22 protein-coding genes are annotated in these 20,053 nt (G+C 66.1%); 14 read left to right on the top strand and 8 right to left on the bottom strand.

Annotated features, from left to right (window positions below):
- The first annotated feature begins 203 nt into the window (after window positions 1–203).
- Window positions 204–1,286: an aromatic ring-hydroxylating dioxygenase subunit alpha gene (locus tag AC07O3_RS16545; RefSeq protein ID WP_093058101.1), complete on the top strand. Its 1,083-nt coding sequence runs from the start codon at window positions 204–206 to the stop codon at window positions 1,284–1,286.
- Window positions 1,287–1,298: 12 nt separating this feature from the next.
- Here AC07O3_RS16545 and AC07O3_RS16550 read toward each other — a convergent pair whose 3' ends face one another.
- On the bottom strand, window positions 1,299–2,600 hold the full coding sequence (locus AC07O3_RS16550; protein WP_354339233.1) for a D-amino acid dehydrogenase: 1,302 nt from the start codon (window positions 2,598–2,600) through the stop codon (window positions 1,299–1,301).
- A 128-nt stretch (window positions 2,601–2,728) separates the two neighbouring features.
- On the opposite strand from AC07O3_RS16550, the gene AC07O3_RS16555 reads away from it, so the two are divergent.
- The 3 genes from AC07O3_RS16555 to AC07O3_RS16565 are packed head-to-tail and all read left to right on the top strand — an operon-like array spanning window position 2,729 to window position 4,125.
- Window positions 2,729–3,196, top strand: coding sequence for an Lrp/AsnC ligand binding domain-containing protein (locus AC07O3_RS16555; RefSeq protein WP_093058103.1), 468 nt, complete (start codon window positions 2,729–2,731; stop codon window positions 3,194–3,196).
- Window positions 3,197–3,200: 4 nt separating this feature from the next.
- Window positions 3,201–3,695 carry a GNAT family N-acetyltransferase gene (locus AC07O3_RS16560; protein WP_093080611.1) on the top strand — a complete coding sequence of 165 codons (495 nt, stop codon included), beginning with the start codon at window positions 3,201–3,203 and terminating at the stop codon, window positions 3,693–3,695.
- A gap of 28 nt (window positions 3,696–3,723) precedes the next feature.
- A complete protein-coding gene (locus tag AC07O3_RS16565) occupies window positions 3,724–4,125 on the top strand; it encodes an OsmC family protein (protein ID WP_093178054.1) in 402 nt (133 codons plus the stop codon).
- A gap of 10 nt (window positions 4,126–4,135) precedes the next feature.
- Here AC07O3_RS16565 and AC07O3_RS16570 read toward each other — a convergent pair whose 3' ends face one another.
- On the bottom strand, window positions 4,136–5,311 hold the full coding sequence (locus AC07O3_RS16570) for a serine hydrolase domain-containing protein (RefSeq protein WP_495339833.1): 1,176 nt from the start codon (window positions 5,309–5,311) through the stop codon (window positions 4,136–4,138).
- Between the two features lie 22 nt (window positions 5,312–5,333).
- Window positions 5,334–5,687: a winged helix-turn-helix transcriptional regulator gene (locus tag AC07O3_RS16575; RefSeq protein WP_093058107.1), complete on the bottom strand. Its 354-nt coding sequence runs from the start codon at window positions 5,685–5,687 to the stop codon at window positions 5,334–5,336.
- A gap of 136 nt (window positions 5,688–5,823) precedes the next feature.
- Between AC07O3_RS16575 and AC07O3_RS16580 the strand changes: the two genes are divergently transcribed.
- Entirely contained in the window at window positions 5,824–6,696 is an 873-nt protein-coding gene (locus AC07O3_RS16580; protein ID WP_489017612.1) for an NAD(P)-dependent oxidoreductase, read from the top strand.
- A gap of 16 nt (window positions 6,697–6,712) precedes the next feature.
- Here the strand turns inward: AC07O3_RS16580 and AC07O3_RS16585 are convergent, their stop codons facing one another.
- Entirely contained in the window at window positions 6,713–7,873 is a 1,161-nt protein-coding gene (locus AC07O3_RS16585; protein WP_495339834.1) for an alpha/beta fold hydrolase, read from the bottom strand.
- A gap of 244 nt (window positions 7,874–8,117) precedes the next feature.
- On the opposite strand from AC07O3_RS16585, the gene AC07O3_RS16590 reads away from it, so the two are divergent.
- The 3 genes from AC07O3_RS16590 to lpxO all read left to right on the top strand — a co-directional run bounded on the left by AC07O3_RS16590 (window position 8,118) and on the right by lpxO (window position 11,215).
- Window positions 8,118–8,801: a response regulator gene (locus AC07O3_RS16590; protein ID WP_093058110.1), complete on the top strand. Its 684-nt coding sequence runs from the start codon at window positions 8,118–8,120 to the stop codon at window positions 8,799–8,801.
- Window positions 8,798–10,225 carry a sensor histidine kinase gene (locus AC07O3_RS16595; protein WP_495339835.1) on the top strand — a complete coding sequence of 476 codons (1,428 nt, stop codon included), beginning with the start codon at window positions 8,798–8,800 and terminating at the stop codon, window positions 10,223–10,225. The genes AC07O3_RS16590 and AC07O3_RS16595 overlap by 4 nt, the downstream gene beginning before the upstream one ends.
- 93 nt (window positions 10,226–10,318) lie before the next feature.
- Entirely contained in the window at window positions 10,319–11,215 is an 897-nt protein-coding gene (gene lpxO, locus AC07O3_RS16600) for a lipid A hydroxylase LpxO (RefSeq protein WP_093058112.1), read from the top strand.
- 10 nt (window positions 11,216–11,225) lie between these two features.
- Here lpxO and AC07O3_RS16605 read toward each other — a convergent pair whose 3' ends face one another.
- Window positions 11,226–12,110: a LysR family transcriptional regulator gene (locus tag AC07O3_RS16605; RefSeq protein ID WP_495339836.1), complete on the bottom strand. Its 885-nt coding sequence runs from the start codon at window positions 12,108–12,110 to the stop codon at window positions 11,226–11,228.
- Between the two features lie 105 nt (window positions 12,111–12,215).
- On the opposite strand from AC07O3_RS16605, the gene AC07O3_RS16610 reads away from it, so the two are divergent.
- The gene (locus AC07O3_RS16610; protein ID WP_495339837.1) at window positions 12,216–13,205 is read left to right on the top strand and encodes a Bug family tripartite tricarboxylate transporter substrate binding protein; all 990 of its coding nucleotides are present in this window, start codon (window positions 12,216–12,218) and stop codon (window positions 13,203–13,205) included.
- A complete protein-coding gene (locus tag AC07O3_RS16615; RefSeq protein WP_495339838.1) occupies window positions 13,202–14,248 on the top strand; it encodes a threonine aldolase family protein in 1,047 nt (348 codons plus the stop codon). The genes AC07O3_RS16610 and AC07O3_RS16615 overlap by 4 nt, the downstream gene beginning before the upstream one ends.
- A gap of 12 nt (window positions 14,249–14,260) precedes the next feature.
- Here the strand turns inward: AC07O3_RS16615 and AC07O3_RS16620 are convergent, their stop codons facing one another.
- Window positions 14,261–14,950 (bottom strand): phosphatase PAP2 family protein, encoded by a 690-nt coding sequence (locus AC07O3_RS16620; protein ID WP_495339839.1) that lies wholly within the window; start codon window positions 14,948–14,950, stop codon window positions 14,261–14,263.
- Window positions 14,951–15,071: 121 nt separating this feature from the next.
- On the opposite strand from AC07O3_RS16620, the gene AC07O3_RS16625 reads away from it, so the two are divergent.
- Genes AC07O3_RS16625 through AC07O3_RS16635 form a run of 3 tightly spaced genes read left to right on the top strand, consistent with a single transcriptional unit; the run spans window position 15,072 to window position 17,344 of the window.
- Window positions 15,072–15,755, top strand: coding sequence for a response regulator (locus tag AC07O3_RS16625; RefSeq protein WP_093058116.1), 684 nt, complete (start codon window positions 15,072–15,074; stop codon window positions 15,753–15,755).
- 1 nt (window position 15,756) lies between these two features.
- Complete coding sequence (locus AC07O3_RS16630; protein WP_495339840.1) at window positions 15,757–17,109, top strand: sensor histidine kinase; 1,353 nt, start codon at window positions 15,757–15,759, stop codon at window positions 17,107–17,109.
- A gap of 13 nt (window positions 17,110–17,122) precedes the next feature.
- Window positions 17,123–17,344 (top strand): oxidoreductase-like domain-containing protein, encoded by a 222-nt coding sequence (locus AC07O3_RS16635; RefSeq protein ID WP_495339841.1) that lies wholly within the window; start codon window positions 17,123–17,125, stop codon window positions 17,342–17,344.
- A gap of 4 nt (window positions 17,345–17,348) precedes the next feature.
- On the opposite strand, the gene AC07O3_RS16640 is transcribed toward AC07O3_RS16635, so the two are convergent.
- Together AC07O3_RS16640 and AC07O3_RS16645 are read right to left on the bottom strand one after the other, a co-directional pair.
- Window positions 17,349–17,954: an isochorismatase family protein gene (locus AC07O3_RS16640; protein ID WP_093058119.1), complete on the bottom strand. Its 606-nt coding sequence runs from the start codon at window positions 17,952–17,954 to the stop codon at window positions 17,349–17,351.
- A gap of 26 nt (window positions 17,955–17,980) precedes the next feature.
- Entirely contained in the window at window positions 17,981–19,051 is a 1,071-nt protein-coding gene (locus AC07O3_RS16645) for an alkene reductase (protein WP_495339842.1), read from the bottom strand.
- Between the two features lie 108 nt (window positions 19,052–19,159).
- Between AC07O3_RS16645 and AC07O3_RS16650 the strand changes: the two genes are divergently transcribed.
- The gene (locus AC07O3_RS16650) at window positions 19,160–20,050 is read left to right on the top strand and encodes a LysR family transcriptional regulator (protein WP_495339843.1); all 891 of its coding nucleotides are present in this window, start codon (window positions 19,160–19,162) and stop codon (window positions 20,048–20,050) included.
- The last annotated feature ends 3 nt before the right edge of the window (window positions 20,051–20,053 follow it).

Below are 20,053 nucleotides of genomic sequence, written 5' to 3' on the forward strand. Positions count from 1 at the left end.
GCCAAGGGCCCTTTCGAGCATTTTGCTCGGGCATTGAGGGTGAGGGCTTGGAGGGGCAGCCTGGCCGGGCGCACAATCCGGGCGCGCAATTTGCAAGGCATGTTGCGCAGAGTAGAAGCGTTCAGCCGCGCGATGCCCCACGCATCCAGGCAGGAAATTGCTCTTTCACGTTCGTCCCCACGCAACAAAGAAGGAGTCCGCGCATGCTCGTTACCCAACAACCCGTCTTCCGCAAGTTCTGGCATGCCGTCATGCCGCTCACCGAACTGGCACAGGGCCCGAAGCCTTTCAGGCTGCTGGGCGAAGACATCGTTCTCTTCATCGATGCCGACGGCCAGCCCGCTGCGCTGCGCGATCGCTGCTGCCACCGCACCGCGAAGCTGTCGAAGGGCTGGTGCGTGGACAGCGAAGGCCAGGCCTGCGGCACCGGCGCCATCCAGTGCGGCTACCACGGCTGGACGTACGACCGCAGCGGCCAGGTCATCCGCATTCCGCAGTACGAAGCAGATCGCAAGATCTCGCCCGAGTACCGCACCGCTGCCTACCGCTGCACCGCGCGCTATGGCTATGCATGGGTGGCGCTCGAAGAGCCCATTGCCGACATTCCCGCCATTCCCGAATTCGACGACCCGGGCTACCGCACCATCTTCCAGTTCTACGAAGAGTGGCAGACCAGCCCGATGCGCGCGCTCGAAAACTCCTTCGACAACTCGCACTTCAGCTTCGTGCACCGCGCCACCTTCGGCGTGGCCGCGAGCCCGAAGCCGAGCAAGTACGAGCTGGTGGAAAACGAATCGGGCTTCTATGCCGAGACGGTCATCGAAGCGACCAACCCGGTGAAGTTCCATGCGATCAGCGGCGTGACCGACCCGATCACCACGCGCCACATGCGCAACGCCTACTTCCTGCCGTTCTCGCGCCGGCTCGACATCGAGTACCCGAGCGGCGTGCGCCACATCATCATCAACTGCTTCACGCCCATCGACGATGGTCGCATGCAGCTGTGCCAATGGCTGTTCCGCAACGACACCGAGGCCGATTGCACCGCGCAGATGCTGATCGACTTCGACGATGCTGTGACGCGCGAGGACAAAGACATCCTGGAATCGACCGACCCCGATGCGCTGGTCGATACGCGCCGGCGCGGCGTGGAGTACTCGATGGAGTCGGACCGGCCCGGCATGCTGATTCGCAAGCACCTGATGCAGCTGCTTGCGAAGCATGGCGAGGCGGAGGTTTATCGCGGCATGAGCAGTGCCGTGATTCCGATTGCAAAGGCCGCCTGAGCGGCCTCCGCATCAAGCAGGAGCAGTTGCCGGGTTCGGGCGCGTTGCGCGCGACGAGCCCTGTTCGTAGCGGTCCATCGCAAGACCGTCGGTGCGGATCTCCGGCCGCTGCCCCATCACCATGTCGGAGATCAGCTTGCCCGAGCCGCAGGCCATGGTCCAGCCCAGTGTGCCGTGGCCCGTGTTGAGGAACAGGTTGCCGTAGCGCGTGCCGCCGACGATGGGCGTGCTGTCGGGCGTCATCGGGCGCAGGCCGGTCCAGAAGGTGGCGCGCGGTACGTCGCCGCCGGGGAACAGGTCGGTCACGACCTTCTCGAGGGTGGCGCGGCGGTTGGGGTTCAGGCGCAGGTCGAAGCCGCCGAGTTCGGCCATGCCGCCCACGCGGATGCGATTGTCGAAGCGCGTGACGGCGACCTTGTAGGTCTCGTCGAGCACGGTCGATTGCGGCGCGAGCGATTCGTCGAGCAGCGGCACGGTCAGCGAGTAGCCCTTGACCGGGTACACCGGGATGTCGAGGCCCAGCGAGGCGATGGCGGCGCGCGAGTAGCTGCCGAAGGCCATCACGTAGCGGTCGGCCGTAAGGATCTTGCCGGTGGTGGTGCGTACGCCGGTGATGCGATTGCCGTCCGTCTCCAGTCCGTCGATGGTCTGGCCGAAGCGGAAATCCACGCCCAGGCCGCGCGCGATTTCTGCAAGGCCGCGCGTGAACAGGTGGCAGTCGCCGGTTTCGTCGTTGGGCAGGCGCAGGCCGCCTGTGAGTCGGTCGCGCGCGCCAGCCAGCGCGGGCTCGACGCCGGCGAGCGCATCGCGGTCGAGCAGTTCGTAAGGCACGCCGCATTCTTCGAGCACCGCGATGTCGCGCTGCACCGCGTCGAGCTGCGCCTGCGTGCGAAACAGCTGCAGCGTGCCGCCGGTGCGCTGCTCGTACTGCAGGCCGGTGTCGGCGCGCAGCTGCTGCAGGCAGCCGCGGCTGTATTCGGCCACGCGCATCATGCGTTCCTTGTTCACCGCGTAGGCCTCGGGCGAGCAGTTGCGCAGCATCGCGGCCATCCAGCGCAGCTGGAACATCGTGCCGTCGGGGCGAATGGACAGCGGCGCGTGCTTCTTGAACATCCACTTGATCGCCTTCAGCGGAATGCCCGGCGCAGCCCACGGCGTGGAGTAGCCCGGCGACACCTGGCCGGCATTGCCGAAGCTGGTTTCCTCGGCGGGGCCGGCCTGCCGGTCGAGCAGGGTGACCTCGGCGCCCGAGCGCGCGAGATAGTAGGCCGTGGTGGTGCCGATCACGCCGCCGCCGAGAACGATGACTTTCATGGTGTATTCACTGATTCAGATGGAATGAGTGGAATCTAAAGTGCACAATGCAGTGGATTCCATTGTTTTTAGACGTTTGGCAGTGAAATACACTGCCGCCAATCGTCCAAAGCCGCGCGCGAAGTGAAATGCCCGAACTCGACCGAATCGACCGCAAGATCCTCGACCTGCTTCAGCGCCAGGGCCGTGTTTCCATGACCGAGCTGGCCGAGCACATCGGCCTGTCGGCATCGCCCTGCGCCGAGCGCGTGAAGCGCATGGAGCGCGACGGCGTCATCACCGGCTACCACGCGCATGTGTCGCCCGAGGCGCTGGGCAAGACGCTGCTGGTGTTCGTCGAGATCAAGCTCTCGGCCAAGTCCGGCGACGTGTTCGACAAGGTGCGCAAGGAACTGCTGCACATGCCCGAGGTGCTCGAATGCCACCTGGTGTCAGGCAGCTTCGACTACCTCGTGAAGGCGCGGCTCAGCGGCATGAGCGAGTACCGGCACCTGCTGGGCGACATCCTGAAGAAGCTGCCGGTGGCGGCCGAGTCGCACAGCTACGTGGTGATGGAAGAAATCAAGGAAACGCTGATGCTGGCCGTCGACCGCTGAACCGATGAGCACGAACCACGACATTCCCGACATCGCCATCCGGCCCTGGCGCCTCGACGACTTCGACGCGGTGAAGGCCATCCTCGACGACACCTTCGCCGGCACCTGGCTGCCGCAGCTCACGCCCGAGGCCGCGAAGGCCTACAAGGAGAGCGGCGAGCCCGTGGGCTACATCGACGAGATGGGCCCCGCCTTCTTCGTGGCGGAGATCGACGGCGAGGTGGTCGGCATGGTCCATTGGGAGCACGACTTCGTGCATGCGCTGCACGTGCCGGCAGAGCACCAGCGCAAGGGCATCGCCCGTGCCCTGATGGCCTTCGCCGAAGACGGCATGCGCGCCGACGGCGTGGCGCTCGCGCGGCTCGAAACCGACACCTTCAACACGCAGAGCCAGGGCTTCTACCTCGCGCTCGGCTACCGCGAGGCCGACCGCTACCCCGATCTCGAATGGCACAGCGGGTTCACGACCATCCTATACGTGAAGACGCTTTCCTCCTGAACCGCAACTCCCTACCAAGGACACCTGCATGACGATCTCGATCCACCGCGACGGCACCACCGGCACGCGCCACATCCTGAAGATCCGCAACCACGAGATTCCGGTCGATGCATCGCCCGCTGGTGGCGGCAGCGACGCCGGCCCCGAGCCGCATGACCTGTACGACGCATCGCTCGCGGCCTGCAAGGCGCTCACGGTGCTGATCTATGCGCGGCGCAAGGGCATTCCGGTGGAAGACATCGAGGTCGTGGTCGACCGCGACGACAGCGAAGAGCGCAAGGGCGTCTACCGCCTCAAGTCGGGCCTGCGGCTGAGCGGCGACCTGACGGAAGCGCAGCGCGACGAACTGTTGCGCGTGGCCGGCAAGTGCCCTGTGCACAAGCTCATGACCGAGGTGAAGACCGAGATCGAGACCGGCTGGGCGGACTGACCGGGTTGGGTCAATGCAGCACGCGGTAGGTGCGTACCGCGCGCAGCAGCGCCCACAGGCCGGCCTCGGCCGGCACCTTCTTCTCATTGAACGACACGGCGATGTACACATCGTCGGCCGGCACGTAGGCCACGATGCTCGTGAAGCCCTCGATGCCGCCGCTGTGCCCGAGCATCAACCCGGGGCCGTCGGGCACGTCGTAGAGCTGCACGCCCATGCCATAGAACGCGTTGCTCCCGGCATAGGGCCCGAGCATGGCGGGCATGCCGGTGAACATGCGGTGTACCGCTTCGCCGGGCAGCACCTTGCCCGCGAGCAATGCGTGCCAGAACACCGCGAGATCGCCTGCGGTCGATGCCAGCGCGCCTGCGGCGTAGGGTGTGGCGTACTGGTCCGGCGCGTCGACTGGTCGGCCGGCTGCATGGCCCATGGCGACGGGCAGTTCGACGCCCGGCTTGCGCATGGCCGTGTGCTTCAGCGCAAGGGGCTTGATGAGCCGCTTCGTGAGCACGTCTGCGAACGGCGCGCCGTCCACCTTCTCGACGATCACGCCGAGCATTGCGTAGCCGGTGTTGGTGTAGCTCCAATTCGTGCCGGGGCAGAACTGCGGCTTTTGCGACATGCCGAGTGCGATGACGTCGGCGGGCGTGCGGTAGGCCGCTCCCAGCGACGGTAGCGCGTTGAAGCTCACGAGGCCGCTGGTGTGGCGCAGCAGTTGCTCGATGGTTGTGAGCTTCGCATTCGGCGCGTCGGGAAACCACTTGTCTATGGTGTCGTCGAGCCTGAGCTTGCCTTCCTCGACGAGCTGCAGCACGACAGCGGCCGTGAAGGTCTTGGCGGTGCTCGCGACCTGAAAGGGCTGGTCGGGCACGACGGGTTGCGGCGGTTCCTTGCGCGCCAGGCCGCGCGTGGCGGACCAGATGCCTTCGCCGGGAATCGCGACAGCCACGCTGGCAGCGGGAATGTGCGCGAGCATCTTGTCGAGCGCGTCGCCGAGTGCCTTCTGCAGCTCGACAGGCAACTCGCCGTCGATGGAGCGCTTGAAGTCCTTCTGCCATACAGCTTCGGGCGCCGAGCGCATCGGCGGGCCGGCGTAGATGGGCGAGGGCGCGCACTGCGCCTGCGCGAGGCCCCACGCCACCGACGTGGCCAGCAGAACGGCCGATGAAATCTTCCGCAACGACATTCGGTGCTCCCGGTGTGCCGGCCTACTTGGCCGCTTCGGCTTTCGCGCGTGCGGTTTCAATGCGCTTGGCATTGCGGTCGCCCCAATCGGCCAGCGGCCCGAGTGCCGCATTGAGCGTGGCGCCCAGCTTGGTTGCCGAGTACTCCACGCGCGGCGGCACTTCGTGGAATACCTCCCGATGGACGATGCCGTCGGTCTCGAGTTCGCGCAGCTGCTGGATGAGCATCTTCTCGCTGATGTCGGGCAGCAGCCGCTTGAGCTCGCCGAAGCGATAGGCCTGCGCGTTCAGCTCCCAGAGGATGACGGCCTTCCATTTGCCGCCGATGACGTCGAACGCAGGCCCGATGCCGCAGTTGTAGGGTTTCTTAGATTTCATTTCTTATCCGTGGAATGCCCCGTAAATACCCAATACATACGTTTTGGTAAGTACCTGACTTTATTGTAGGTACTTGACCATATGGAAGCGAAATTTCTACGATTCGACCATCTTCACAGACAGTAGTCGAATCGTCATGAACAACAAGCGAGTTTCCGTTCTGGGCCTGGGCTCGATGGGTTTCACCATCGCGCAGCTCTATCTCGATCAGGGCTATGAGGTCACGGTATGGAACCGCACGCCCGGCAAGGCCGATGCGCTGGTCGCGAAGGGCGCTGTGCTCGCACGCGGCGCGGGCGAGGCGTTGCGTGCGAGCCGCGTCGCGGTGATGTGCGTCTACGACTACCGGGGCGCCGATGCGATCCTCGCGCTCGACGGAGTCGCGGCCGCCATGGACGGCCGCCTGCTGATACAGCTGACCACCGGCAGCCCGCAGGACGCGCGCGATGCAGAGGTCTGGGCTCACCGCCACGGCGCTGCGTATCTCGAAGGCGCGATCCAGGCCGCGCCGGATCAGATGGGCCGGCCCGATACGCCGCTGCTGGTGTCCGGCGCAAAGCACGTGTTCGACGAGGCCGAGCCGTGGCTGAAGGTGCTGGCCGGCGGCATCGTCTACCTGGGCGAGAAGGCGAGCGCCGCGGCGGCCATGGACCTCGCCACGCTCTCCACCATCTACGGCACGATGCTCGGCTTCATTCACGGCGCACGCATCGCCGAGCACGAAGGCTTCGACGTGGCGGAATACGGCCGCATCGTCGCGGGCATCATGCCGACCTTCGCGGGTTTTCTTCAGCACGAGGGCTCCGTCATCCAGTCGGGAGATTTCAGCATCTCGCAGAGCCCGATGCGCATCTCGGTCGAGGCAACGCAGCGCATCCTGCAGGCGGCGCAGGCGTCGGGCATCAACACCGAGTTTCCGGCCTTCGCCGCGGGACTCTTCCAGCGGGCCGATGCGGCAGGGCTCGGCGGCGAGGAGCTCGCTGCGTTGATCAAGCTGCTGCGCGCTTGAAAGGCATCGGCATGGCTCAAGCCCATGTCATGAACTGGATGGCACGCAGCACATCGGCCTCGCGCTCCATGAAGAAGTCGGTGTGGTTGCTGTTGTCGAGGGTCAGCCGGTTCGGGGTGTTGAGCGCCGCCACGAGCCGGTTCGAATTCGTGATGGCCGCGCTACGGATCATGCGCACGTAGTCCGAGGCATCTTTCTGCGTCTTGGCATCGAGCGGCAGTTCCAGCCACGGGAACATGTCGCGGGTGTCCGCAGGCAGGGCGGTCACGACCAGCGAAGGTGCGCGCACGGCCTTGTAGTCGGGCGAGAACGAGTGGGCGGCTGTTTCCATGGCGTCATTCACTTCGCTGGGTGTGTTGAGACTCACGCTTCCGTCGGCATGAATGTCGAGGCTGTCGCGCAAGTTCGCTTCCAGCACAGGCCACCAGTTCTTCGAATTGCGGCGGGAGAAGGCGATGGCAGCCTGCAGCGAGCGGCCGTTCTCCGGCTTCGGTTTGGGTTCTTCGAGCAGTGAGTTCGTCGGTACGTCCTCGCCGCCACTGTCTGCGCCCACCGTGTAATCGAAGGTCGTGTCGAGATAGATCAGGCCCTGCGTCCGTTCGGGATACAGGCCCGCGAAGCGCGTGAGCTCGTTGCCTGCGATCGAATGGCCGCCCAGCACCGCGCGCCGTACGCCGAGGGCGTCAAGCACGGCCTTCAGGTCGGCCACGAGCGTGTCCACCTCGTAGTACTGCGTGGCGGTCTTCACGGGCAGCGGCTTGTCCGAGAGGCCGTAGCCGCGGCGGCTGATCGCGATCACGCGCGACTTGGCGGCCAGTGCGGGTGCGAGGCCGTCGAAGCTGCGCGCGTTGGCGCCAAGCCCGGGCAGAAATACAAAGACCGGGCCGGTGCTGCGGGGCGGCTGCCAGTCGCGCACCTGCAGCGAGACTTCGGGCGAGCTCGAGACCTTGATACGGCGGTCGATGACGGAGACTTTGCCTTCGCCACTGTCGTTCCTTGGGCTTCCATCGCCAACACCCGGGTTGGTGTTCGGGGGGGCATCCGGGTTGGCACCTGGGCCGGCAGCGGCGGGAGCAGCAGGACTGGCATCCGTGCCAATGCCGGGCCCGATGCCAACGCCGCCGCGGCCGCCGCCACCACCGCAGGCGGCGAGCCCTGCAGCACTGGTCAGTGCCATGGCATGGAGAATGTCCCGCCGCCGGAGGCGGTTGCGATCCGGCTGGTCGCGAGGGGCCAGGAGGGTGGGCGATCGATTCACGTCGGTGTTCCGTTTCTGTGTGGTGAGGAGTCGCTCCAGTGTCCGGGCCCCACCTGAAGGGCTGCTTCGGCATTCATGAAGATTTCCTGAAGTGCTTCACCGGCGTGTCGCTGATACTCCGGCCACATTCCGGAAACGGAGTGGTTCGTTCACGTGGAGGCTCATGAATCTCTTGCTTGTTGAGGACGACCTTGACCTGGGCAACGGCGTGCGCATCGCGCTGGCCAATCAAGGCATGGATGTGGTGTGGGTCCGCAGACTCGACGACGCCTTGCGCACCCTCGACGGCGGCACCTTCGACATGGTGCTGCTCGACCTCGGCCTGCCCGACGGCGACGGGCTCGACCTGCTGTTCCGCCTGCGCCGCGACCGGCAGATATTGCCGGTGCTGGTGCTGAGCGCTCGCGACGCGCTGACCGACCGGCTGCGCAGCCTGGACGACGGCGCGGACGACTATCTCGTCAAGCCCTTTGCGCTGGCCGAGCTGCTGTCGCGCGTGCGGGCGCTCGCGCGGCGCAGCTACGGCTTCAACGACGAGACCATCCGCATGCGCGGCCTGGCGCTGCACGAGCCCACGCGCGGCGTGATCGTCGATGGCGAGCCGGTGGAGCTTTCGCGCTGCGAGTTCGACCTGCTGGCCTTGCTGCTCAAGCGCACCGGCCGCGTGGTCACGCGCCGCGTGATGGAAGAGCAGGTGCTGCCCGGTGGCCAGGCCAACGGCAGCAATTCACTCGAAGTGCATATCTCCAACCTGCGCAAGAAGATCGGCCAGGGCTACATCCGAACGGTGCGCGGCATCGGCTACGTGATCGACGTGCAGTCGCTCGTGCGGAGCACGCAGAAATGAGGCAGGCGCTGGCGCAGCGCTGGAAGAACTGGAAACAACCTTCCCTGATGCGGCGCCTGCTGCTGGCGCAGATGGGCGTGGTCGCCTTGCTGTGGACCATGGCCATCGCGTTGCTGCTGTACGACTCCTACGACGACCCCGAGCTGCTGAAGTTCGACAAGATCTTCCAGTCGGTGATTGCAATCGCGAAGAACACGGCCGACCAGCCCGACAAGCAACAGGAAACCCTGGCCGCCTTCGAGGCTGCGCTGCTCGAAACCATGGGCGACGGCGACGCCGCTTCGGACACCTCGCCGGTGCTGCAGGTCTGGCAGGGCGACAAATTGATCTACCGCTCGACGGCGGCCGTGCCTGTCATTCTGAATACCGTGCCGAACCGCGTCGAGACCGTGAAGGCGGGCAACCGCGAGTGGCGCGCGCGCACGCTGGCCTCGCCCACCTCGGACGTTCGCGTGATGCTGGCCGAGCCCAGCGTCTGGCGGTTGACGGTCACCGTGATGTACCGCGGCTACTACCTGCTGCCGCTGGTCATCAGCTTGCCTTTTCTGGTGTTTCCCGCGTGGCTGTCGGTGCGCCTTGCGCTGCGGCCGTGGCGCCGGGTGAGCCAGGAAACCGCTGAGCGCGGGCCGGCCGACCTCACGCCGCTGTCGTACGCGCCGCCGCACAAGGAACTGCAGCCGCTGGTGCAGAGCATCAACAGCCTGCTGCAGCGGGTGCGCGACAGCACTTCGCGCGAGCGCAGCCTGATCGCCGACGCCGCGCACGAGCTGCGCACCCCGCTGGCGGCCATGCGAGTGAATGTGGAGGCGCTGAAAGAGCAGAGCACCGACGAACAGCAGCGCGAGCTCATGGGCAATCTGCTGCGCAGCAACGACCGCGCGGCGCGGCTGGTGGGGCAGCTGCTGCAGCTCATGCGCAGCGACGCGGTTTCGGACAACGCGCTACCCGTGATGCTGTCGCTCGACGCGCTGGTGCAAGACCGGCTGGCCATGATCGAAGGGCTGGCCAGCGCCCGCAACGTCGAGCTGGAACTGGTGAGCGAAGACCGCGTGCCGGTGCTCGGCGAGCGCGAAAGCCTGGTCTCGATGATCGACAACCTCATCAACAACGCCATCAAGTACAGCCCGCCGGGGAGTACGGTGGTCGTGCATGTGGCGCGCGAGGGCACCCAGGCACTTCTGACGGTGGCAGACGAGGGGCCCGGCATTCCGCCCGCGTTGCGCGAGCGGGTGTTCGACCGCTTCTTCCGCAATCCCGACCAGAGCCAGAGCGGCAGCGGGCTGGGGCTGGCCATCGTCAAGTCGGTGGTCGACCGGCACTGCGGCGAGGTCGCGCTTGGTGAAACCGCGCACGGCGGCCTGCTGGCCACCGTGCGGCTACCGCTGGCCATGGCCGATACGCCGCAGCCAATGCTCTGCAGCTGAAACCTCGCCCGGCGCACGGCCAAAGGACCAGGGCAGGGCCAATTTGGTGCAAAGAATTACACTACCCGGTGCTGTTTACAGGACACTTTCCAAATGAAGTGGGTCATTCTTGCCATCTTCGCGCTCAGTGCGCTCTACGTTCATTTCCGCGGCCAGGTGCGGCATCGCTTCTTCAGACAGCTCTCTGATCACTCGACCTTCCTGGCCCCGTTGAACGTCTTCATGTACCTTTTCTCGAAGGTGCCGGGTACGCCGTACCTGTCGCCCGCGCAGTTCCCCGAGATGCGCGTGCTCGAAGAAAACTGGGAAGTCATCCGCGAAGAAGCGCTGGCCATGCGCAATGGCGGCAGCATCAAGGCGTCGAGCCAGTTCAACGACGTGGGCTTCAACTCCTTCTTCAAGAGCGGCTGGAAGCGCTTCTATCTGAAGTGGTACGACGAGGCGCATCCCTCGGCCGCGGTGCTGTGCCCGCGCACCACAGAGCTGCTCAAGGGCATCGGCACCATCAAGGCCGCGATGTTCGCCGAGCTGCCGCCGGGCAGCCGCCTCGTGCGCCACCGCGACCCCTTCGCCGGTTCGTTGCGCTACCACCTGGGCCTGTGGACGCCGGGTGTCGAAGGCTGCTACATCGACGTGGACGGCCAGCGCTATCACTGGCGCGACGGTGAAGCCGTGGTGTTCGACGAAACCTTCATCCACTACGCCGAGAACACGACCGACCACGACCGCGTGATCCTGTTCTGCGACATCGAGCGCCCGCTGAAGTACCGCTGGGCCAGCGCCGTGAACCGCTGGTTCGCGAAGAACCTGCTGGCCGCCGCCAGCTCGCCCAACGACGCGGGCGACAAGACGGGCGGTATCAACCGCGCCTTCAAGTACATCTACCAGATCCGCGTGATCGGCAAGCGCCTGAAGGCTTGGGACAAGCGCGTGTACTACCTCGTGAAGTGGGCCATCTTCGGTGGCCTGGCCCTCTGGATCTTCTGGTAATGCCGGCTTTTCACGGCTTTCGCTGAAGGCCGAAGGCGGTTGCGAAGGCCTCTGCAACCGCCTCGACATTGCGGCTGCCTTCGTCCGAGTTTCGCCAGACCAGCGAGAGCTTGCGAAACGGAGCACGACTTCCCAGGCCCACTTCGCGCACCGCATAGGCATCGACCAGCGGACGCCTGGGCTGCGGGACGACGGAAACTCCCAGGCCCTGGGCGACCATTGCAACGATGGCGTCCATCGAGCGCAGCTCCATCACGCAGCGCGCATCGGGTTTCAGGCTGCGCACGTATCGCGCGGCGACGCGTCCTCCCGAAAGAGACAGGTCGTAGCCGATCCAGTCGTAGGCTTCCAGCAGTTGCCTGACGGTTTTACCGGAGGCATTCGGCGGCGCCAGCAACACGTAGGGCTGGCGGTGCAGCTCCCGCCAGACCAGCCGGCGCGAGCCGCCGGCTTCCGGCCTGACGAGCAACGCGACGTCGAGCCGCGCCGCCTTGAGCTCCGAGATCATTTCGTCGCTGTCGTTCAGCGGGGGAACCACCACATCCAGCGACGGATGCTTCCGGCGAAGCTCATGCAGCGCCTGCGGAAGCACGTCGCTCTGCATGCTGGTGATCACGCCGACCCTGATGCGGCCCGCCACTTCCACCACCGGGCGGGAGCGAAGCATCTGCAGCCGGTGGGAGAAGTCGCCCACCGCGCTCACTACCTCATGGGCAAAGACCGTTGGCGCCACCACGCGGGTGGAGCGGTCGAACAGCGGCTTGCCGAAATACTGCTCCAGCTGCTTGACCTGCAGGCTCACCGCGCTCGGGCTGCAGCCCACGACGCCGGCCGCGGCGGTGAAGCTGCCCTGTTCGAGGATGGTGCGCAGGGTGACCAGCATCGTGAGATTCATGAGAAATCCTCACAGTTGATATTTGTATATCTCGCTTTACTCATTTTATGGCGGGCCTAGGATTCGCTGAATTCATTCAACCTGCCCGATCGGAACCACCCGCTCATGAACGACATCCGACGCCATCGTCTCGCGCGCGCCAGGAGCCTGGCATGCACCTTGGGGCTCGCGCTTGCCGCAGCGCATGCGGCCGCCGCGGCGTGGGTGCCCGAGCGTCCCATTCACCTGGTCTCGCCGAGTCCCCCAGGTGGGGGCACGGATGCCGTCTGCCGCCTGCTAGCGGCCAAGCTGGGCGAGCAGGCCAAGTGGCAGGTCGTCGTCGACACCAAGCCCGGTGCCGGCAACAACATCGGCCTGGAGTTCGGCGCGAAGTCGCCGCCCGACGGCTACACCGCCGTGCTGGGCGAAACCAGCAACCTGACGGTCAACCAGTTCCTCTACAAGAAGCTCAGCTTCGATCCCTCGAAGGACCTCGCGCCGGTTGCGCTGGTCGGCACGGGCGTGTCGGTGCTGGTGGTGAATGCCTCCAGTCCGTACGACAGCCTTGCTTCGCTGCTGGCGGGCTCGAAGAAGAAGCAACTTGCGTACGCATCGTCCGGCAACGGAACCGTCGGGCATCTGGTGGCCGAGAACCTGCGCGTGACGGCGGGAGCCAGCGTTTTGCATGTGCCTTACAAGGGCGGTGGCCCGGCCATGACGGACATGCTGGGCGGACAGGTCGACTTCTACATCTCCTCCCTCGTTTCGGCGCTGCCGCTCATCAAGGACCACAAGCTGCGGGCGCTCGCGGTGACTTCGGGAGCGCGGGATCCATCGCTGCCTGACGTTCCCACCTTCATCGAGAGCGGTTTCAAGGGCTTCGAGTACTACACGCTCTACGGCGTCGTCGTGCCCGCGAAGACACCGGAGAACATCGTCCGGACCATGAACACGGAGATCAACCGGGTGCTCGATTCGGCGGATGTCCGGGCCAACCTCGCCGCGCGCGGCATCTACGTGCGGACCGGAACGCCGGAAGCGTTCAATACATTCCTGAACAGCGAGAGAAAAAAATGGGCGGAGGTCGTGAAGGCGACCGGCGCAACTGCCGAATGACCCAAGACAGCATGTATCCGCCGGTGGACCTTCGCAGCGACACGGTGACGCTGCCCACAGAGCAGATGTATGACCGCATCGCCTCTGCTCCTCTCGGCGACGACGGGCTCGACGGCGACCCGACCGCGCTGGAGCTGGAGGCCGAGGCCGCCCGACTGCTGGGCAAGGAGGCCGCGCTGTATGTCCCGAGCGCAACGATGGCCAACCTCCTTGCCATCCTCGCCCAGGCCGGGCGGCAGGAAGTCGTGCTTGCCGAAGCGGCATCGCACATCTACGTGACCGAGCGCGGCGCGGCCGCGCTAACCGGGTCGTTCTATCAGGGCATTGCCGGCGTCGACGGCGTCATGGACCTGGGCTTGCTCGCGCAGGCCTTGGGGCCGGGCCGCAACAAGCTGCGCACCGGGCTCGTCTGTCTGGAAACTTCCCACAACAACGCCGGCGGGGCGGTGCTGCCGCTCACCCACATGCAGGCGGTGTTTGCAGTGGCCAGGGATGCGGGCGCTGCCGTCCACCTGGACGGCGCACGTTTGATGAATGCGGCAGTGGCACTGGGCGTGCCAGCTGCGGAGATCACGGCCTTTGCCGATACCGTTTCGCTGTGCCTGTCCAAGGGCCTGAGCGCGCCCATGGGGGCCGTGCTTGCCGGGCCGGCGGACACCATTCAGCGTGCCAGGTGGCACAGAAAGCTGCTCGGGGGCAGCCAGCGCCAGGTCGGGATCGCCGCGGCCGCGGGGCTGGTTGCCATCACCACCATGGTGGGCCGGCTTGCGGACGATCACGCGGTCGCGCGCCGTCTCGCTCACGGAATCGGCCAGCTCCGTGGGCTTACCGCCAACGAGCCGCAGACCAACATCGTGCAGGTCGACGTGAGCGCCACCGGGCTCGACGCGGCTCAGTGGGAAGCCGCGCTGCGCAAGCTGGGCGTGCTGGCCCGGACTTGGGGCAGGCACAAGCTGCGCTGCGTCACCCATCGTCATACAGGCGAGCGCGAAATTGACACGGCCCTGGAGGTTTTCAGGTCCGTCGCCGCGAGCGCTGCCTGACGCCCTCCGGGCTCAGGCCTCGGTCCACACCAGCCAGTCGCGCGTGGTGCCGGCCCAGCTCACGGCGGCCGCGAGCAGCGTGCCGCCGAGCACATCGAGCAGCACGTGCTGTCGCGTTGCCAGCGTCGAGTAGACGATGCCGAAGGCCCACAGCAGGTTCAGCACGCGCAGCGACACGGGCGCCTGCACGCTGCGAAGCTGGCGCTCCAGCAGCACGGCCGTGAGCACCGCGAACGCGACGTGCAGCGATGGAAACGCATTGCCACCCACGTCGGTGGCCTTCAGAAACTGCAGAGCCGGGTACTGCGCCCAGTCGACCGCAAACACCGGCACCGTCGTAGGAAAGAGCCAGAACACCACGAGGCCGACGGCGGCCATGATGGCGGCGTCGCGCGCACAGGCCCAGAGCTCTGCCTTGTCCTTCGCGAAGGCCGGCGCCAGCGAGATGTAGAACCACAGCGAGCCGTAGAGCACCATCGCGTCGTCGCTCACGCCCACCCAGTGGTCGAGCCGCGTGAGCGGCATCACCATCGGCTCCGATGGCGGGTTGTGCATCACCCAGAAGTACACGACGAAGAAGCCCGAGATGCCGACCGTGGTGCCGATCATCTTCACCACCCAGAGCGTGGCGATCCGCTGGCCCAATGCCACGTACCAGGGCACGAAAGGGTGGAGGGAGGAAGTCGCCGGGCGGGAGGTCATGCAGTGCTCCAGCTTATGCAGCTGCATTGCGTGAACATTGCGCTTTCTGCAATGAGCTGCAATGAGGCCTCTCCTAGAATGGCCCGCTTCTTTTTTGCACACAGCCCTTGTCGCACCCCTCATGAGAATCCTGCTCGTCGAAGACGAAGTCGACCTGGCGCAAGCCCTGGCCTCGGCGCTGCGGCAGAACCAGGCAGTGGTCGACGTGGCGAGTTCGCTGCGCGAGGCCGAGGAGGCAGCGTTGTCGGCGCAGCACGACGTGATCGTGCTCGACCGTGGCCTGCCCGATGGCGACGGCCTCTCGCTCGTGGCCTTCCTGCGGCAGAACCACATCGCCACCGCGGTGCTGGTGCTCACGGCCATGACCGACGTGGCCGAGCGCGTGCTGAGCCTCGACGGCGGTGCGGACGACTACCTCGCCAAGCCCTTCTCGATGGACGAACTGATGGCGCGCGTGCGCGCACTGGCGCGGCGCCCAGCAGTGCGCGCGAACCTCGTCATGACGCTCGGGCAGCTGCGCTTCGACCATCACACGCGGCAGGCCCATGTGGGCGATCTTTGCCTCACGCTGCCGCGACGCGAGCTGCTGGTGCTCGAGGCACTGCTCGAACACCGCGGCCGCACTGTGCTTCGCGAGGCCATGCAAGACCGTGTGTACGGCCACAAGGACGAGATCCAGTCGAACGCGCTCGACACGCATGTGTCGCGGCTGCGCTCCAAGCTCGACAAGGCCGGTGCGCAGGTGGAGATCCATGCGATCCGCGGTGTCGGCTACCTGATCTGCGCGGCCCGCATGGCGGCATGACATGACGCTGAGCCTGCTCTCGCTGCGCTGGCGGCTGATCTGGAGCCTGATCCTGCTGCAGGTGGTGGTCGGCTCGCTGGTGATGGGCGGCTTTCTCGGGCTGGCCTGGGTGCTGGGCCGCGTGGTCGACGAGACCGGGCAGGAGACCGTCACAGTGATCCAGCGCGCGCTGGCGCGCGGCCCCGATGGGCAACTGGTGGTCGAGCCGACGGCGGAAGTGCAGCGCCTACAGAAGGCCGACCCGCCGTTCTGGTTCATCGCGCGCGATGCCCACGGCTCGGAAGTGCGCAGTGGCGACGTGCCGCCTGTCTATTCCACGCTTTTCAACGCGCTCGGCGACATGGAGCGCATGGCCCTCAACCCCGAGGACGACAACACCCGGCCCAAGGCCCGCTTCGAGCGCGCGCAGACGCGTGCGGGCCTGGTGGCCGTGATGGTGCAGACCGGCGGCCCGCTGACGGTGAGGAACACGCTCAAGGGCACGGGCATCGCCTTTCTCTTTCTGGTGGCGCCGATGGCGCTGGTGACCTGCCTCGGCGTGATCCTGGCCACGCCCTTCGTGGTGAAGCGCGGCCTCAAGGGCGTGGTGGCTACGGCCGAGCATGCCGAGAGCATCGACGTGCACGAGCGCACCACGCGCTTGCCGCTGGCCAACGTGGCCAGCGAAATCCGCCCGCTGGTCAACGCCGTGAACCGCGCATTCGACCGGCTCAACGAAGGCTACGACCGGCAGGAGCGCTTCCTCGCTGACGCCGCACACGAGCTGCGCACGCCGATCACCACGCTGCAGATCCATCTCGAAGGCCTGCAGGACGGCCCGCTCAAGGTGAAGCTGATGCAGGCCTCGGCGCGGCTCGCCACGCTGGCCGAGCAACTGCTCGACCTCCAGCGGCTGGACCACGTCGCGGTGCACGACCAGCAGCAGGTCGACCTGAAGGCGCTGTGCGAGCGCGTGGCGGGCGACATCGCGCCGCTGGCGATCATGAATCGTTGCACGCTGTCGGTCGATGCGCCGCAGCCGTTGTGGGTGCGCGGCGATGCGCCCTCGCTCGAACGCGCGCTGAGCAACCTGATCCAGAACGCCATCGAGCATGGCGGGCAGGGCTGCGACATCCAGGTGCGGCTGTGGGAGCCATCGGGCTTCGAGGTGCTCGACTCCGGGCCCGGCATTCCGGCAGCGGACCGCGAGCGCGTGGTGGCGCCGTTTCACCGGCTCGTGCCGCGCGGGCGCGGCGCGGGGCTCGGGCTGCATCTCGTGGCCGAGGTTGCGCGCCTGCACGGCGGGCAACTCACGATCGGGTCGAGCGAGTCGGGCGGGGCGAAGATGCGGCTGGAGCTGAACCTCGAAGCATGAAGATCTGCCCGCCATGAATGCCATCGACCGGCTGCCCGAACCCACGAACCTCGCCGGCGCGCGAGCGCTCATCGCGCGCGTGCACGCATTGCTCGATGCCGCAGGGCTTGCGATGCGCGCACCGCCGCCCGAGCCCACCACCTGCTGCGGTCGCGGCTGCAACGGCTGCGTGTGGGAAGGCTGGCTCGCTGCCGTGGCTTACTGGCGCGACGAAGCTTCGCTGCTGCTCGGCTGATGGCTCAAACGATGCCGGCACCAAGGGCCGGAAACACATCACTGAACAACAAGCCGATCAGCTGCTGCCCGGCGGGCGTGGACCAGTCTTGCGCGATTTCCGCCATCAGCGTGTTGGTGGCGGTGAGCACCACGCCCGCGTCGTGCATGCGCTGGCGGGAAAACTCTTCGGACAGATCGCTGGGCGAGCCCGATGCATCCATCACGGCCTGCACGGCAAAGCCTTCGACTGCGGCGTCGATGGCCGGGAAGATCAGGCAAACGTCGGTGGTGACGCCCGCCATGATCAGCTGCTTGCGCCCGGTTGCGAGCACTGCGTTGCGGAAGTCGGGATAGGCCCAGGCATTGACCACGCCAGGGCGCTTGATGCGTGCAGCGTGCGCTTCGGGCAGGATCTCGGCGATCTTCGGAAGGATCGGGCCCTGGGCGTGGTCTTCCTGGCTGGACGTGATCACGGTCGGGATGTTGAGGATCTTTGCCATCTTGGCCAGCGCAATCGACTGCTTGGCCGCGAGTTCGCTGTCGATGTTCTTGATCAGTTGCATCGTGCCGACCTGATGGTCTATCAGCAGCAAGGCGGTGTTGTCGGCGGTAAATCGTTCGATCTTCATGGTGTAGCTCCAGTTCGGCTTCTGCTTCAGGCAGCCTCGGCCGCAGCCAGCGCCGGATAGTCGATGTATCCCTTGGCGGTCGGCGGTGCGAAGAAGGTGCTGCGGTCGGCTGCGTTGAGCGCGGCGCCCACGCGGAAGCGCTCCGGCAGGTCGGGGTTCGCAAGGAAAGCGCTGCCGAACACCGTTGCGTCGGCCTTGCCTTCGTGCAGTGCGCTTTCGGCGCTGTCCTGGGTGAGGCCGCCGCCGATCAGGTATGCGCCTTCGAAGCGCGGGCGCAGGAGGGCGTGGTAGTCGAACTGCGCACCGAAGAGGGTGACATGCAGATAGGCCAGACCCCAGCCGCGCAGTTGTTCGACCAGGTGGGCGTAGGTCTCCTGAGGCGCAGCATCCGTGATGCTGTTGAAGTTCATCTCCGGCGAAATCTTGATGCCGACGCGGTCGGCGCCGGCCTCTGCGGCCATCGCATCCAGCACGTCCAGCACAAAGCGGGCACGGCCTTCGACCGAACCGCCGTAGATGTCCTGGCGCTGGTTGCTGCCGGAAGAGAGGAACTGCTCAGGCAGGTAGCCGGAGGCTGCGTGCAGCTCCACGCCGTCGAAGCCGGCCTCAAGCGCGCGGCGGGTGGCCTGGCGATAGTCTTCGATGACGTCGGCGATCTCGAGCAGGCTCAGCTCGCGGGGCGTGACGAAGTCGACCTGACCGGCAGGCGTCCACGCCTGGCCCTCGGGCTTGATGGCCGAAGGCGCCACGGGCGTCGCGCCGTCGAGCAGCGAGGGATGCGAGATCCGGCCGGTGTGCATCAGCTGCATGAAGATGCGGCCGCCGCGAGCGTGCACGGCCTCGGTCACCTTCTTCCAGGCTGCGACCTGTGCCTCGGTCTCGATGCCGGGCGTGTGCACGTAGCCCTTGCCCATTGCGGACGGGAACACGCCTTCGGAAATGATCAGGCCGGCGCTGGCGCGCTGGGCGTAGTAGGCGACCGTCAGGTCGCTCGGGACGCCGTCGCCGTCGGCGCGGGAGCGGGTCATCGGGACCATGACGAGGCGGTTCGGCGCAATGTAGCGGCCGATGCGAACGGGGGTGAACAGTTGGCTCATGGTGAATTCCTTGGGTTGTGCGGTGCGATGGACGCATCTTTGATTAATCTGCTTAAGAGATAAATACGTCAAAATGGCTTTCATTGATCCATAAATGGCGCAATCAAGATGGAACTGTTGAACGACATGGCCTTGTTCGTGGAGGTCGCCCACGCGAGGAGCTTTCGCCGCGCGGCCGATGCCTCGGGCGTGCCGAGTTCGACGCTGTCCAGGCGAATCAGCGGACTGGAGAAAGCCATCGGCCTGCGGCTCTTGCATCGCACGACACGCAAGGTCGAGCTGACGGAGGCGGGGCAGCTCTACTTCGAGCGCTGCCGGCGCATCGTCGAAGAAGCGCGCATCGCTCACGAGCAACTGGGCGAGATGCTGGCGCAGCCCAGCGGCGTGCTGCGCGCGTCGCTGCCGGTGGACTTCGCCACCATCTACATGGCACCCCTGGTCGCGGAGTTCGCTCGTCGCTACCCCGGCATCAGCTTCGAGTTCGATCTCACGCCGAGGCGGGTGGACCTGGTCACCGAGCCTTTCGACGTGGCCATCCGCATGGGCGAGCTCGCGGACTCGAACCTGATCGCCCGGTTGCTCGCGCGACTACCCGTGCAGGTTTATGCCTCGCCCCGCTACCTCGAGCTGTCCGGCGAGCCAATGCACCCGAGCGATCTGGCGCGACACGAGTGCCTGGGCCTTCCCAAGGCAAACAAGTGGACGCTGCAGCGCGAAGGAGAGGTCGTCGAGGTCGAGGTGGGAGGACGGTTTCAGGTGAACAGCGTCGGGATGTTCCGGCGCCTGGCGACCCTCGACCTGGGCGTGATCCTGCTTCCGCAGGAGATCGCTTCCGAAGATGTCGCGGCAGGTCGCCTGCGACTGGTGTTGCCGCAGTGGCACGGCACCCCGACTTCCGTCTATGCGCTCACTGAAACCCGCCTGCTGCCCGCAAAGACCCAACGCTTCATCGAGTTCCTGCACGAGCATCTCGGGCAGCGGCCTCGCGGGGCCGAGTGAGCA

It is taken from the genome of Variovorax sp. GW821-FHT09D05 (assembly GCF_059416325.1).